This is a genomic window from Rhodococcus sp. IEGM 1366 (assembly GCF_033142425.1).
GTDB classification, from domain to species: Bacteria; Actinomycetota; Actinomycetes; order Mycobacteriales; family Mycobacteriaceae; genus Rhodococcus_F; species Rhodococcus_F globerula.
Window position 1 is genome coordinate 245,118 of record NZ_JAWLRZ010000009.1, and the last position, 13,725, is coordinate 258,842.

Consider the following 13,725-nt stretch of genomic DNA (forward strand, 5'->3'; position numbering starts at 1 on the left):
TCGGCCGGCCCCGTTACGCGGGGTCAGCCGGCGTTCCACTCCTGATTCTTCTCAGCTTCCGCAGCAGCGATCCGGCGCTGTTCCTCGGCAGCCAACTGGATTGTCGTGCGCGCCCAGACGACCTTGAGCCAGTGGAACGTCAGGAATATGACGGTGAACCAGCCGATGACAAGTCCGATCGACGGTCCGGCTACGTGGAACGCTTCGGGAATTGTCTGACGCGACCAAATTGCCATCATGCCGAGCGCACTTGCGACGGCACTACCGGCCAGCGCGATCCACGCCACCGACCAACGACGCGTGACCAAGGCGAGCATCGAGAATCCGATGCCGAAGATCACAACAAACCAGACATACAGTCGCGAGAACAGTGCGATTCGTTCGGAAACCGCGTCCTGGTTGAACGCCAAGACGTCCCAGCCGTTGGCTGCCCCAGCGTGCGGAAGCGCAAGCGTTCCGACGAGCACCAGAACGGCAATCGCAACAACCATCGCTCGAACACCCGGATCGATTTCTCCGGCAATCTTTCGCTCGACGGCGTCGAGATCGGAACGGTATTCCTCGAACGAGGCATCGTCACCGGAAGGCGACGTTCTGTTGTCGTGTGCTGAACTCATGAATTGCATCCCATCTGAACGGGTTGTGGGGCTGGGGCACCGATCTTCGGCAGTCCGAGACCGACACCGATCGGTGCGGTCTTGGGCGTGATGCCCTGGTCGAAAGAATCTCCGGCGCGCGTGCGCCGATGGGTGAGCACTCCGTCGTCGGCAACGAGGTGGTGCGGCGCGCCGTGCGTGATGACCACCGTCACGACGTCGCCGGGGCGAATCGAGGTGTTCACGTTGCCTTCGGGCCGGAAATGCACCAAACGCCCATCACGTGCGCGACCGCTCATTCGGTGCGTCGCCGCATTCTTACGGCCCTCACCTGCCGCAACAAGGAGCTCCACTTCGGTGCCCACGAGTTTGCGGTTCTCTTCGATGTTGACTTCTTCCTGCACCGCCAGAAGCCTCACGTAGCGTTCCTGGACCACGTCCTTGGGGATCTGGTCTTCCATCTCAGCCGCGGGCGTGCCCGGGCGGATGGAGTACTGGAACGTGTATGCGTTCGAGAACCGCGCCTTGCGTACGACATCGAGGGTTTCCTGGAAATCCTCTTCGGTTTCGCCGGGGAAGCCCACGATGATGTCGGTGGTGATCGCGGCGTGCGGCATCGCGGCACGCACCTTCTCGATGATTCCGAGGTACTTGGACTTGCGGTAGGAACGCTTCATCGCCTTGAGCACCTTGTCGGACCCGGACTGCAACGGCATGTGCAACTGCGGGCACACATTGGCAGTGGTCGCCATAGCGTCGATGACGTCGTCGGTGAATTCGGCGGGGTGCGGCGACGTGAATCGAACGCGCTCGAGTCCCTCGATGTTTCCGCAGGCCTTCAGCAGGGACGCAAAAGCCCCGCGATCACGCGGTTGCTCGGGGTCGGCAAACGACACGCCGTAGGCGTTGACGTTCTGACCGAGCAGAGTCACCTCGGACACGCCTTCGTTCACGAGGGCCTGCACCTCGGCCAGGATGTCGCCCGGACGACGATCTACTTCCTTGCCGCGCAGCGCCGGGACGATACAGAAGGTACAGGTGTTGTTACAGCCAACTGAGATGGAAACCCAACCGGCGTAGGCAGATTCACGCTTCGCGGGCAGCGTCGACGGAAATGCCTCCAGCGCGTCGAGGATCTCGACCTCGGCCCGTTGATTGTGACGCGCACGGTCGAGCAGCGCGGGCAGCGAACCGATATTGTGCGTTCCGAAGACCACGTCGACAATCGGCGCCCGCTTGACGACGGTCTCGCGATCCTTCTGTGCAAGGCATCCACCGACAGCAATCTGCATGTCGGGCTTGGCCTTCTTGTTCTGCGCCAACATACCGAGTGTTCCGTACAGTTTGTTGTCGGCATTCTCGCGGACGGCACAGGTGTTGAAGACCACCAGATCGGGATCGACACCGGACTCCACCTTGCGATAACCCGCATCTTCGAGAAGTCCCGACAGACGTTCGGAATCGTGAACGTTCATCTGGCATCCGTGAGTCCGCACTTCATAAGTGCGGGCAGGGGGCACTGCGGTGGTTGCCGAGGCTTCAGCGGTGGTGGCCGCAGGCGCGGTAGAGGTCTTTTCGTCGATCAGTGACACGCTTCAGCCTAGCTCACGTCCACTACGGCGTGTAATAACGCCCAGGTAAACCGACAAAGCGCCACATAAACGTCAACGGCGTAAAATTTTCACTACCGTTACGCGGAACCCTGACGAAATGCGGGGCACAGACGGAAACTACGCCTAAGGTTCTCGGTTATGACCCAAGCCGACGATGCGACGACGCCGACTACCTCCGGCGATTCCACATCCATGATTTCGATGACCTCGGTGAACAAACACTTCGGGGAACTTCACGTCCTGCAAGAGGTCAATCTCGAGGTACCCAAGGGCCAAGTAGTGATCGTCCTCGGTCCGTCGGGCTCCGGTAAGTCGACACTGTGCCGAACCATCAACCGGCTCGAACCCATCGATTCAGGCACCATCGCCGTCGACGGCAAAACCCTCCCCGAGGAGGGCAAAGCCCTTGCCGCACTTCGCGCCGACGTCGGCATGGTCTTTCAGTCCTTCAACCTGTTCGCGCACAAGACGATTCTCGAGAACGTCATGCTCGCACCGATGAAGGTCCGCAAGGCGAAGAAGGAAGACGCCAAGAAGACGGCACTGCAGTTGCTCGAACGGGTCGGCATCGCCAATCAGGCCGACAAGTACCCGGCACAACTTTCCGGTGGTCAGCAGCAGCGTGTCGCCATCGCTCGCGCGCTCGCGATGCAGCCGAAGGTGATGCTGTTCGACGAGCCGACCTCCGCTCTCGACCCCGAGATGGTCAACGAGGTCCTCGACGTCATGACCTCCCTCGCCAAGGAAGGCATGACCATGCTTGTGGTCACCCACGAGATGGGATTCGCCCGCAAGGCCGGCGATCGGGTGCTGTTCATGGCCGACGGCCAGATCGTCGAAGACACCAACCCGACAGAGTTCTTCACCCACCCCAAGTCGGATCGGGCCAAGGACTTCCTCGGAAAGATCCTCACGCACTGATCAAGTCCTGCACCGACGTCCACAAGACACCCGTCTCGACTGCACAGTTCGAATGTCGACACAATTGAGAGGATCTCCATGAAGATCAATCGTTCCGTCCGTTTCGGAATCGGAATCATGGCCATTGCATTCGCAGCAACCGCCTGCGGCGGCGGCGAGGAGAGCAAGACGGTCAGCGAGAACGCCGCTGACGGCAAGCTCACCATCGGCATCAAGTTCGACCAGCCAGGACTCGGCCTGCGCAACGCAGACGGCACGTACACCGGTTTCGACGTCGAGGTCGCGAAGTACGTTGCAAACGAATTGGGCGTCAAGCCCGAGAACATCACGTTCAAGGAGTCACCGTCCGCCCAGCGTGAGACGTTGATCCAGAACGGCGAGGTCGACTACATCGTCGCGACGTACTCCATTACCGACGCTCGTAAGGAAAAGGTCGGCTTCGCCGGACCGTACTTCGTCGCCGGCCAGTCGCTGCTCGTCAATGCGGACAACACCGACATCACCGGTCCCGAATCACTGAACGGTGGCAAGATCCTGTGCTCGGTGGCTGGGTCCACCCCCGCCCAGAAGGTGAAGGACACCTACGCCAAGGACGTCCAGCTCCAGGAATTCGACACCTACTCGGCGTGCGTCGAAGCGCTGCGTAACGGCAAGGTCGACGCAGTCACGACCGACGACATCATTCTCGCCGGCTACGCGGCACAGTCCCCCGGTGCATTCCGTATCGCCGGTGAGCCGTTCACGACCGAAAATTACGGAATCGGCTTGGCCAAGGACGATTCCGAAGGCCGCGGCAAGATCAACGATGCCATCGAGAAGATGATCTCGTCCGGAGCGTGGGCAGAAGCATTCACCGAGACGGTCGGCCCGTCCGGTTACACGATGCCCGCTCCGCCCACTGTCAACCGGTACTGATCCAGCTGAGCAGTAGCCATTCCAGGTGGGGTTTCCATTTCCGGAAACCCCACCTGGGCAAGCACTTTCAACAACGACCCATGAACTGGGGAGACCGTAAGTGAAAATACTCGACGATTACGGAAGCCAGATCCTCGAAGCGTTCTGGACCACGATCCAGCTCACGATCTTCTCGGCTATCGGCGCATTGATACTCGGAGTGATTGTTGCCGCGATGCGGGTATCTCCCGTACCTGTCGCCCGATTCCTCGGCGCCGCCTATGTCACCGTCTTCCGCAATACGCCGCTCACCCTGATCCTGCTCTTTTGTGTGTTCGGTCTGTACCAAACTCTCGACATCAGCCTCGCATCGACCAGTTCGTCAACCTTCGTGATCGACAACAACTTCCGCTTGGCCGTCCTCGGACTGAGCGTCTACACCGCGTCGTTTGTGTGCGAGTCGATCCGCGCCGGAATCAACACCGTCCATGCCGGACAGGCAGAAGCAGGACGGTCCCTCGGGTTGACCTTCCTGCAGAACCTCCGACTCATCGTTCTTCCGCAGGCCTTCCGCGCTGTGATCGCACCGCTCGGAAGCGTCCTGATCGCTCTGACCAAGAACTCCACCGTCGCCGCCGTCATCGGCGTGTCCGAGGCATCGAAATTGATGAAGGAGATTCTCGAAAACGAAGCCGCACTCTTCGTGACCGCAGGAATCTTTGCAGTCGGCTTTGTCATCTTGACCCTGCCGACAGGATTGCTCTTCGGTAAGCTCGCCAAGAAATTCGAGGTCGCACGATGACTAAGCAAGCAACGGTTCTCTACGACGCACCCGGCCCGAAGGCACGGGCACTGTACCGATTCGCTTCGGTTGTCGTAGCCGTCCTCGCCCTCGCCATCGCGTATGTCGTGTACCGCGCGCTCGACGACAAGGGGCAGCTGACCTCCGCCAAATGGGATCCGTTCGTGCAGGCGGACGTCTGGACGACGTATCTGCTTCCCGGCATCAAGGGCACCTTGATTGCGGCAGCACTGTCCATCGTGCTTGCACTGATCCTCGGCGCAATTCTCGGAATCGGCAGATTGTCCGATCACCGCGTTGTGCGAATTATCAGTGGTGTCATCGTGGAATTGTTCCGTGCGATTCCCGTGCTTCTGCTGATCATCTTCATGTACGCCGTTCTTGCCGAATACAAGATCGTGAAACTCGACTACTTGGCTCTTACGGCCGTCGTGGTGAGCTTGACGCTCTACAACGGATCGGTGATCGCGGAAATCGTTCGCTCGGGAATCAACTCACTCCCCCGCGGACAAAGTGAAGCCGCCAAAGCTCTCGGTATGCGCAAATCTCAAATCATGGTGACAATCTTGCTACCCCAAGCAGTCACAACCATGCTCCCCGCACTGATATCGCAAATGGTTGTTGCGCTCAAGGATTCAGCTCTGGGTTACATCATCGGCTACACCGAACTTGTTCGACAGTCCACCCAGCTGGGTGCTGCGTTCCAGAACTACCTGCCGGCGCTCATGGTGGCTGCTGTCATCATGATCATCTTGAACTCTTCGCTGACTTACCTGGCAACCAAGGTCGAGAAACGACTGAGGTCCGGAAAGCGAAAGGGCAAGGGTCCGATCGCTCCGCCGGTCGCCGATGTTGCGGTGTCGGTTCCGGGAATGGATCTGACCAAGCCGTGAACTGATCGACCTATTGCTTCACCGACACCAGAAGCGGGGGGGGGGGGGGGGGGGGCGGGGGCGCCCCCCCCCCCCCCCCCACCACCGGAGTTGGTCAAGAATTGACGGTGGATTTAACGGTTTCAGGCTCTTCGACCTTGGTCGACCGCATCACGACCGCGGTGATTGCTGCGCCCACCACTGCGATGACGGCGGCACCGAAGAACACCGCGGAGAACCCGTTCGTCAGCTCGGTCGGATTGCCGAGTTGATCAGCGCCGAACACCGCAGCAATCGCAGTCATCACCGCGAGACCGACAGCCGAGCCGACCTGGTAACTGACATTGACGATGCCCGAAGCCAATCCGCCTTCTTCCGGGCGCGCGGCCGAAATCGCCGTACCCAGTGAAGGAATGAACGCCAGCGTCATACCGGCCGCGGCCACCAACGATGCCGGCAGCACGTCGACCCAGAAGTTACCGGTGGGCCGGATCAAGGACATCCACCCCAAACCGATTCCCAGTACCAGCAATCCGGCGACGATCATTGCTTTTGCACCGAACCGCGCCATGGCCCGTGGCGCGACGACGATCATGCCGAGCATGACGAAGATCGTCATCGGCAACAAAGCTGCGCCGGCGGGGAAGGCGCTGTATCCGAGCACTTGCTGCAGGTACAGGTTCAGGAAGAACCACATCGGTATCCAGGCCGCGCCGAGGACGAGCTGAGCGACGTTCGCGGCACCGAGATTGGGCGCCTTGAAGATTCCCAGCCGCACCAGTGGTTCCCGACGCTTGGACTGGATCAACACGAATGCACCCAACAATGCGGCCGAGACGGCGAGCGCAAGCCACGTCTGCCCGGATCCCCAACCGACGTCAGGTGCTCTGACGATGCCGAAGACTCCGACGGCGAGGCCTGCGGTGACCGCCAGTGCACCGAGGAAGTCGATCGATCCCGTGCGTGCCGGTGCATTCGGCATCAGGATGGGCGTGGCGATCAATGCGATGACTGCGATGGGGATGTTCAGATAGAAAACCCAAGGCCAGCTGGCGTATTCGGTTATGGCGCCGCCGAGGAACACTCCGGCAGTACCGCCGGCCGGCGCCGCGGCACCGTAGATGGACAGGGCCTTGGTCATCTCCTTTTGCGTGCTGCCGAACAGCATCATCAGCAGGGTCAGGGCGGACGGCGCGATGAGTGCTGCTCCTGCGCCCTGAACTGCGCGACCGGCAAGTTCGACGGCGACGTTGCCGGCGGCACCGGCGACGACGGAACCGATCAGCAGGATCAGCCAACCGGCGGTGAACACTCGGCGCGCGCCGAACAGATCCGACAGACGCCCGCCGAGGAGGAGCAGCCCGCCGAAGGCGATGACGTAGGCATTGAAGACCCAGGTCAGGCCTTCCTGGGAGAAGCCGAGATCGCTCTGCATCTGGGGGAGAGCGACACCGATGATCGAGGTGTCCATGATGACCATGAACTGAGCGGCGGCGATCAACGCCAACGCCCACCACTTACGGGTGGATCTAGGTTGTGTGGACATTCTGATTTCCTTACGGGTACGGGGTATGCGTCATGTTTGCGAGGTCTGGGAGTGTCATAGTCGAGGCGTCGCGACATCGAGGCTGCGGATCGATGAAATACCCAGAAATAGTGCGCTTTTCGAACTCGATCGGCCGGCGCTCGGCGTAGGTGCGCATCGGATCTCCTTCGAGTGAATTCGGAGTGATTTGTTTTGTTCGTTGCATACCCTAGGGGGGTATGGTACAAATTGCAACAGGTTCGACTTCAAGAAGTGAAGAACCCAACGCAGACGGCAACGGAAGTGCCGTCGACCCAACCTTTGGAGGGCAAGATGTTCAGCGAAAACGGCTACACATTGGAATTGGCAACGTCGGAGGCGGCCGTCGGCAGTCGCGTACCCCTGCAGTTCCGGATCGTGGATGCGACCGGATCTCCGTTGATCCGGTACACGGATACTCACGACAAGCAGCTACATCTGATCGTGGTCGGCCGCGACCTGACCGGATTCCAGCACGTGCATCCCGAACTGGACGCGTCCGGAACCTGGCATGTTTCAGTAGATTTCGCGCATGCAGGGGAGTATCGGGTCTTCGCTGACTTCACTCCTGACGGGGGCGACGGAATCACGCTGAGTGCGGATGTACAAGTTTCCGGCGCCTATGACCCCCGGCCGTTGCCTGCTGCGGCCGCCACCACGACGGTCGACGGCTACATCGTCTCCCTCGACGGCGCAGCCCACGCCGGCCAGACATCGAAGCTCACGCTCTCGGTCAGCCGAGGCGGTCACCCGGTCACAGACTTGCAGCCCTACCTCGCCGCCTATGGGCATCTGGTTGCGCTGCGCGCCTCCGACCTCGCGTATCTCCACGTCCACCCGGACGGCCATCCCGGTGACGGTGTTACCCCGGCCGGACCGGCAATCACCTTCTACGCCACCATGCCGAGCGCTGAGGATTACCGATTGTTCTTGGACTTCAAACACGACGGAGTGGTGCGTACGGCCGAATTCACTCTGACTGCCGACAATGCGACCGCGCCCGTGTCAGAGCACGCACACGCTCACCACGGGCACTGAACTCGAACGCCGACATGCAGAATGAGACTGCCCCGTCAATTGCCAGACGGGCGTGGACGGTAGCCAGGCATCCTGTGGTTCTCGCCGCGGCACGCTGTGCGGCAAGGTGCGCGCTGACTGCCCTGCAGGACAACCGAAGCCGAAAGGTCCACAGCGTCTAGTAGTCAGCGCCGAAGGGAGTCGGGAAACATCACTGCACGATTGAGAAAGTCGTCGGGGTCGAAGGCTCGCTTGATCGCCCACATCGCGCCGATGTCCTCCGGCGTGAGTGCCATGTCGAGGTAATTGCGTTTGAGCGAGCCGACTCCGTGTTCGGAACTGATATTTCCGCCGTAGTGACGCACCAGTTCGAGAATGCGGAGGTAGACGGCGTCGGCGTCGGGGCAATTCAGGACGTTCAGATGGATGTTTCCTTCGGCCACATGACCGAACAGGATCGGGATCGCTTCCGGTGCGTATTCTGCGACAACGCCGACCGCCGACTCCGCGAATGCCGCCAGTGTGTCAAGGGGGAGTGCCGCGTCGAACTTGAGAGGTGGTCCGAACAATCCTACGACTTCCGCGAAACATTCACGTGCAGACCATAATCGGGCTGAACCGGCCGTGTCGAGCGCTACGGCGGGCGCGTCCGGTGGATTGATCCGGTCCATGATTGCGCTGACGTCTTCCGAAGGGTCGTGGGCGCCGGATACCTCGGCCAGCAGATACCATCGGCGTCCCGTCGGAACGCCGGCGCCCAGTCGGTTCGCAGCAAGTTCCAATCCGCGGCCGTCGAGTAGTTCAAGCGCGTCGACGCCGCCGACGGTGCGCAGAATGCGTCCCGCGTCGACAACGGCGCCCAGTGAATCGAACCCGGTGAGTGTTGTGACGCGGTGTTTCGGCACGGGGTGAAGTGCCAGGTCGACGCGTGTGATCACCCCGAGAGTTCCCTCGCTGCCCACCCAGAGCGCCGGCAGGTTGTAGCCGGAGTTGTCGACGCGGACGGCTACCTCACGGCGCACGGTGGTGCCGTCTGGAAGAACAACTTCGAGTCCGGTGACCTGCTCCGCCATGTTGCCGTATCGAACCGTGTGCAGCCCACCGGCGTTGGTGGCAGCCATACCGCCGATTGTCGCGGTATCACGCGACGCGATGTCGACGCCGAACTTCAGTCCGGCATGGGCAGCAGCGGAATGTACTTGTGCGAGTGTCACTCCCGCGTCGACGGTGATCCTCCCCGCGGCGGCATCGACCTCGCCGATCGTCGTGAGACGTTCGGTGGAGAGCAGGACGTCGTCGTGTTCGGGCACGGTTCCGGCGACAAGTCCGGTGCGTCCACCCTGCACGGTGACGGGTGCGCCGAATTGTCGGCAGATGTTGAGTGCTGCGGCCACTTCGGAGGTGTCGGCCGGGCGGACCAGGGCCTGGGCACGTCCACTGTATCTGCCCGTGTGATCGACCGAGCGGGAGCGCAGAACATCGGGATCGTCGGTGACGAACCGTTGTCCCACAACGTCGGCAAGCGCTTTTCTCAGACCGTCCACTCCCTGATCGTATGTCGCCCGCGGTGTGGCAAGGTGACGGCCATGACTGCTTCCGAACCGCATCCCACCCGTCTCGAGCGAATCATCACCGATGGCGGAGCCGAGGTTGCCGTGCTGACGTTTGCTCACGGACCGCTCAATTTGTTCGATCAGGCGATGTTCGACGCAGTGATCGCGGATATCGCGTCGTTGACGGCTGCGCCGCCGCGCGCGGTGTTGCTGCGGGCCGAGGGCAAGGTCAACTCGGCCGGCGTCGACGTCCATGTTTTCGACGGTTTGAGTGCCGAGCAGGGCGCCGAGTTGTGGCGCGAGCTTTTTGCGCAGATCTGCCATCCACTCGAGGCGCTTCCGTGTCCGGTGGTCTACGCCGCGCATGGGTTGACGCTGACGGCTGCGTTCGAGATTTCGCTGGCCTGCGACATCATTCTTGCCGCGCCCAAGGCGAAGTTCGGTTTGGTGGAGACAGTGGTCGGGTTGACGCCGTCGATGGGTGGGCCGCAACGCCTGGCCGAGCGTGCGGGTTCCGGACGCGCTCGCGAACTGGTGATGACGGGCGATCTGTACGACGCGGCGACGCTTGAATCGTGGGGTGTGGTCAATGCCGTTCACGATGATGTCGACGCGGCCGCGCGGGCACTGGTAGCGCGGTTGGCTGACGGGCCGACGCGGGCACATGACGCGACCAAGCAGATCGTGGCGGCGTGGCGTTCCGGCGGTATCGCTCATGCCGATGCGGTGACACCGACAGTGTCGGGGGCGCTGTTCGAGACCGAGGACCTTCGCGGCGCTGTGCGCAGCTTCCTCGATGTAGGTCCAGGAAAGGCCGTCTACACAGGCAAGTAAGCACACGGGTATCGCCAGAGTGCTCCACTACCTGTGACTCACGTCATATAGTCGAATGGCGCGGGTGTGGGTTTGTCACGGTCTGTGGAGGTACAGATGCGGTCGAGGCTTGTGGAGTATCACTGTTCGAATGGGCTGCTCACGGATACGCGAGTCAGTCGGGCGACGGACGGTCTGCTGCGTTACCGGCAGTTGGATCCGTCGTTGTCGGAATTACTCGACGTTGCGGTGCACCGGTTCGCCGGGCGAACGGCGGTCGAGGAAGTGCACGGAGAACAGGTCACCTACGCCGAACTGTGGGCTGAAGCGTCTCGGGTAGCCGGCGGGTTGAAGTCGCGGGGAATCGAGATCGGCGATCGGGTGGCCATCCGGTTTGCGGCCGGCGTTCGGTGGCTGGAAGCGTGCCTCGGAGTCATTCTGGCCGGTGGGGTTCCGGTGTCTCTCGGCATGGCGTGGGGCGACGCGGAGGTTTCCGCGGTGATTGCGGACAGTGGATCGGTGTTGGTGCTCGATGGGGAATTGCCGCACGGGGTTCCGTTCATCGACGACGGTGCTGCGCCGGACGAGTTGGCGGTTCTGGCGTACACGGCGGATCCGTCCGGCGCGATGCTTGGCGTCGAATTGAGCAACGAGAATGTGCTCTCGACAATCGAAGGGCTTCTGCATTCGCGTGACTACGGCGTCGAGGGTGTGCGGAATCTTCTGGTGGACAGCGATTTTCGATCCGTCCGGGAGCTTGTTCATGTGCTCGCCACGTTGGTGATCGGCGGCACCGTTGTTGTGGCGGGTGATTTTTGGCGTGAGTCCGCCCATACCGTCGACATTCTCACCGGGCGCCCCGAGGATCTCCTCGAACCACGATTGCTTGCGGTGGGTCCGGCGGCGCGAGCAGCCTCGCGATCGGTGAAGTGGGTGGACTGCAGTGGGTTCCCGGTAACGGCCGAGCAGGAAGACAAGCTACTGGCGGCGTTTCCGGCCGCTCAGCATGTGATGGGTTGGGGAAAGACCGAGACGTGTGGCGGAGGTCTGATCTTGCCGATCGAATCGGCTTCGACACATTTAGGGAGCGTGGGAATCGCTTTTGGCGGAATGGAAGTCGCGTTGTACGGCCCCGATGCACCGGGGGGATACGGCGAACTGTGGTGCCGCGGGCCGAGTGTCGCGCGTCGGTACTGGAATTCGCCGGAAGTGACGTCGTCGCGTTTCATGCAGGGCTGGTTCTGCACCCATGACACCGCACAGATCGATGCGGAGGGCTTCGTCCGTATTGTCGAACGAAACGCAGCATGAGCATGCGCGGTGTCGAAAGACTACGAGAGGGAGATGCATGGCAGACGAGGTTCTCACCGAGCGGCGTGGGCGGACGCTGATCATCACGATCAACCGGCCCGAGGCACGAAACGCGATCAACGCCGCGGTCAGCCACGGATTGGCAGCAGCTGTCGAAGAACTCGACGGTAATGACGAGCTGTCGTTGGCAGTGCTGACCGGTGCGGGCGGAAATTTCTGTGCCGGTATGGACCTCAAGGCGTTTGTGGCCGGCGAGAACGTACTGGTTCCGGGCCGCGGTCTCGGTTTCACCGAGGGGCCGCCGCGAAAGCCGATCATTTCGGCGGTCGAGGGCTTTGCCTTGGCAGGCGGCACCGAGTTGGTGCTGGCCACCGATCTGGTGGTTGCCTCTCGCGAAGCCAAGTTCGGTATCCCCGAGGTCAAGCGGGGTCTGGTCGCAGGCGCCGGCGGATTGTTCCGTCTACCCAAGCGCATTCCGTATCAGAAGGCCCTGGAATATGCCTTGACCGGAGACGCTTTCACAGCGGAGGAAGCGCACTCGTACGGTTTTGTGAACACACTGACAGAACCAGGTCAGGCGTTGGACGGTGCGCTGGATCTCGCCGACCGCATCAGCCGTAACGGTCCGCTCGCCGTCACGGTCACCAAAGAGATCATGGTCAAGGCCGCCGGATGGTCGGACGACGAGGCATTTGCCAACCAGATGCAGTTGTTGGCACCGATTTTCGTATCCGAGGACGCACGTGAAGGCGCGACGGCTTTTGCCGAGAAGCGCGCGCCGGTATGGAAGGGTCGGTAACACGACATGGCTACACCAGTTGCCGAATTGCACATGCACATCGAGGGTTCACTAGAGCCCGAGCAGATCTACCGCCTCGCCGAGCGAAATCGAATGGACTTGCCGTACAAGGACATCGAAGATCTGAAGTCCCGGTACGAGTTCTCGGATCTGCAGTCGTTCCTCGATCTGTACTTTGCCAACATGGCCGTTCTGCGTACAGCCGAGGATTTTGCGGATCTCACGCGGGCGTACTTCCGCCGTGCTGCCGCTGCGGGGGTCTCGCACGCCGAGTTCTTCTTCAACCCGCAAGCGCACGTGGTCCGAGGCGTTCCGTTGACCGAGGTTCTCGACGGAATCATGGACGCCGTTGCATCGAGTGAGCGGGAGTTCGGACTCAGCAGCAGCGCGATTGCCGCGATTCTGCGCGATCAACCCGTCAGAGATGCCGAGGAGATCTTCTCGGAGATCATCCGGTTGCAGGCTCCGATTGTCGGTCTGGGCCTCGATTCTGCGGAGGTGGGTAACCCGCCGTCGCTCTTCGAGGACGTGTTTGCGCGGGCTCGCGCCGAGGGGCTTCACGTGGTCGCCCACGCCGGTGAGGAAGGCCCGCCGGAGTACATCTGGCAGGCGCTCGACATCCTCGGTGCTGAACGTATCGATCACGGTGTCCGCGCACTCGAGGATCCGGCGCTTGTCGAGCGGTTGGTCGACGAGGAGATTCCGCTGACGGTCTGCCCGTTGTCGAACGTTCGTCTTCGGGTGTTCGACAAGCTCGAGGATCATCCGTTGCGAACGATGCTCGACCTCGGGCTGATCGTGACGGTCAACTCCGACGATCCGGCATATTTTGGCGGGTACGTCGACGACAACTTCGCCGAACTCGGTCGAGCAATCGGGCTGACCGAGTCCGAACGTGAGACGTTGGCCCGCAATTCCATCAAGGCGTCGTTCGCCAGTGAATCGCGGAAAGCGGAATTGCTGCGTTAGC

13 protein-coding genes are annotated in these 13,725 nt (G+C 61.4%); 9 read left to right on the forward strand and 4 right to left on the reverse strand.

Features of this window, described 5'->3' with window-relative positions; all coding sequences use genetic code 11:
- Window positions 1–23: 23 nt before the first annotated feature.
- Together R4P64_RS27270 and miaB are read right to left on the reverse strand one after the other, a co-directional pair.
- Window positions 24–617, reverse strand: a complete 594-nt coding sequence (locus tag R4P64_RS27270) for a hypothetical protein (RefSeq protein ID WP_033234997.1) — start codon at window positions 615–617, stop codon at window positions 24–26.
- Entirely contained in the window at window positions 614–2,116 is a 1,503-nt protein-coding gene (gene miaB / locus R4P64_RS27275) for a tRNA (N6-isopentenyl adenosine(37)-C2)-methylthiotransferase MiaB (protein ID WP_219112761.1), read from the reverse strand. Before miaB ends, R4P64_RS27270 begins: the two co-directional genes overlap by 4 nt.
- Before the next feature lie 285 nt (window positions 2,117–2,401).
- Between miaB and gluA the strand changes: the two genes are divergently transcribed.
- The 4 genes from gluA to R4P64_RS27295 all read left to right on the forward strand — a co-directional run bounded on the left by gluA (window position 2,402) and on the right by R4P64_RS27295 (window position 5,719).
- A complete protein-coding gene (gene gluA / locus R4P64_RS27280; RefSeq protein ID WP_080711761.1) occupies window positions 2,402–3,130 on the forward strand; it encodes a glutamate ABC transporter ATP-binding protein GluA in 729 nt (242 codons plus the stop codon).
- A gap of 78 nt (window positions 3,131–3,208) precedes the next feature.
- Entirely contained in the window at window positions 3,209–4,045 is an 837-nt protein-coding gene (locus tag R4P64_RS27285; RefSeq protein WP_172935333.1) for a glutamate ABC transporter substrate-binding protein, read from the forward strand.
- A 100-nt stretch (window positions 4,046–4,145) separates the two neighbouring features.
- Window positions 4,146–4,826 carry an amino acid ABC transporter permease gene (locus R4P64_RS27290; RefSeq protein WP_033234831.1) on the forward strand — a complete coding sequence of 227 codons (681 nt, stop codon included), beginning with the start codon at window positions 4,146–4,148 and terminating at the stop codon, window positions 4,824–4,826.
- Window positions 4,823–5,719 (forward strand): amino acid ABC transporter permease, encoded by an 897-nt coding sequence (locus R4P64_RS27295; protein ID WP_172935332.1) that lies wholly within the window; start codon window positions 4,823–4,825, stop codon window positions 5,717–5,719. Before R4P64_RS27290 ends, R4P64_RS27295 begins: the two co-directional genes overlap by 4 nt.
- A 94-nt stretch (window positions 5,720–5,813) precedes the next feature.
- Here the strand turns inward: R4P64_RS27295 and R4P64_RS27300 are convergent, their stop codons facing one another.
- Window positions 5,814–7,244: an MFS transporter gene (locus R4P64_RS27300; protein WP_317823392.1), complete on the reverse strand. Its 1,431-nt coding sequence runs from the start codon at window positions 7,242–7,244 to the stop codon at window positions 5,814–5,816.
- A gap of 252 nt (window positions 7,245–7,496) precedes the next feature.
- Between R4P64_RS27300 and R4P64_RS27305 the strand changes: the two genes are divergently transcribed.
- Window positions 7,497–8,300, forward strand: a complete 804-nt coding sequence (locus R4P64_RS27305; RefSeq protein WP_033236714.1) for a hypothetical protein — start codon at window positions 7,497–7,499, stop codon at window positions 8,298–8,300.
- Between the two features lie 164 nt (window positions 8,301–8,464).
- Here the strand turns inward: R4P64_RS27305 and R4P64_RS27310 are convergent, their stop codons facing one another.
- Window positions 8,465–9,823 carry an FAD-binding oxidoreductase gene (locus tag R4P64_RS27310; protein ID WP_033236746.1) on the reverse strand — a complete coding sequence of 453 codons (1,359 nt, stop codon included), beginning with the start codon at window positions 9,821–9,823 and terminating at the stop codon, window positions 8,465–8,467.
- A 42-nt stretch (window positions 9,824–9,865) separates the two neighbouring features.
- Between R4P64_RS27310 and R4P64_RS27315 the strand changes: the two genes are divergently transcribed.
- The 4 genes from R4P64_RS27315 (at window position 9,866) to R4P64_RS27330 (ending at window position 13,724) form a co-directional block, all read left to right on the forward strand.
- Window positions 9,866–10,666 (forward strand): enoyl-CoA hydratase/isomerase family protein, encoded by an 801-nt coding sequence (locus R4P64_RS27315; protein ID WP_317823393.1) that lies wholly within the window; start codon window positions 9,866–9,868, stop codon window positions 10,664–10,666.
- Between the two features lie 96 nt (window positions 10,667–10,762).
- Window positions 10,763–11,956, forward strand: coding sequence for a class I adenylate-forming enzyme family protein (locus R4P64_RS27320; RefSeq protein WP_317823394.1), 1,194 nt, complete (start codon window positions 10,763–10,765; stop codon window positions 11,954–11,956).
- A gap of 37 nt (window positions 11,957–11,993) precedes the next feature.
- Window positions 11,994–12,755 carry a crotonase/enoyl-CoA hydratase family protein gene (locus tag R4P64_RS27325; protein ID WP_033236717.1) on the forward strand — a complete coding sequence of 254 codons (762 nt, stop codon included), beginning with the start codon at window positions 11,994–11,996 and terminating at the stop codon, window positions 12,753–12,755.
- Window positions 12,756–12,761: 6 nt separating this feature from the next.
- Complete coding sequence (locus tag R4P64_RS27330; RefSeq protein WP_045069556.1) at window positions 12,762–13,724, forward strand: adenosine deaminase; 963 nt, start codon at window positions 12,762–12,764, stop codon at window positions 13,722–13,724.
- Window position 13,725 lies beyond the last annotated feature (1 nt).

Coding starts and splice junctions, on each gene's coding strand:
- R4P64_RS27330 (WP_045069556.1), top strand. CDS start 12,762: ATGGCTACACCAGTTGCCGAATTGCACATGCACATCGAGGGTTCACTA.
- R4P64_RS27300 (WP_317823392.1), bottom strand. CDS start 7,244: ATGTCCACACAACCTAGATCCACCCGTAAGTGGTGGGCGTTGGCGTTG.
- R4P64_RS27295 (WP_172935332.1), top strand. CDS start 4,823: ATGACTAAGCAAGCAACGGTTCTCTACGACGCACCCGGCCCGAAGGCA.
- R4P64_RS27320 (WP_317823394.1), top strand. CDS start 10,763: ATGCGGTCGAGGCTTGTGGAGTATCACTGTTCGAATGGGCTGCTCACG.
- R4P64_RS27315 (WP_317823393.1), top strand. CDS start 9,866: ATGACTGCTTCCGAACCGCATCCCACCCGTCTCGAGCGAATCATCACC.
- R4P64_RS27285 (WP_172935333.1), top strand. CDS start 3,209: ATGAAGATCAATCGTTCCGTCCGTTTCGGAATCGGAATCATGGCCATT.
- R4P64_RS27270 (WP_033234997.1), bottom strand. CDS start 617: ATGAGTTCAGCACACGACAACAGAACGTCGCCTTCCGGTGACGATGCC.
- R4P64_RS27325 (WP_033236717.1), top strand. CDS start 11,994: ATGGCAGACGAGGTTCTCACCGAGCGGCGTGGGCGGACGCTGATCATC.
- gluA (WP_080711761.1), top strand. CDS start 2,402: ATGATTTCGATGACCTCGGTGAACAAACACTTCGGGGAACTTCACGTC.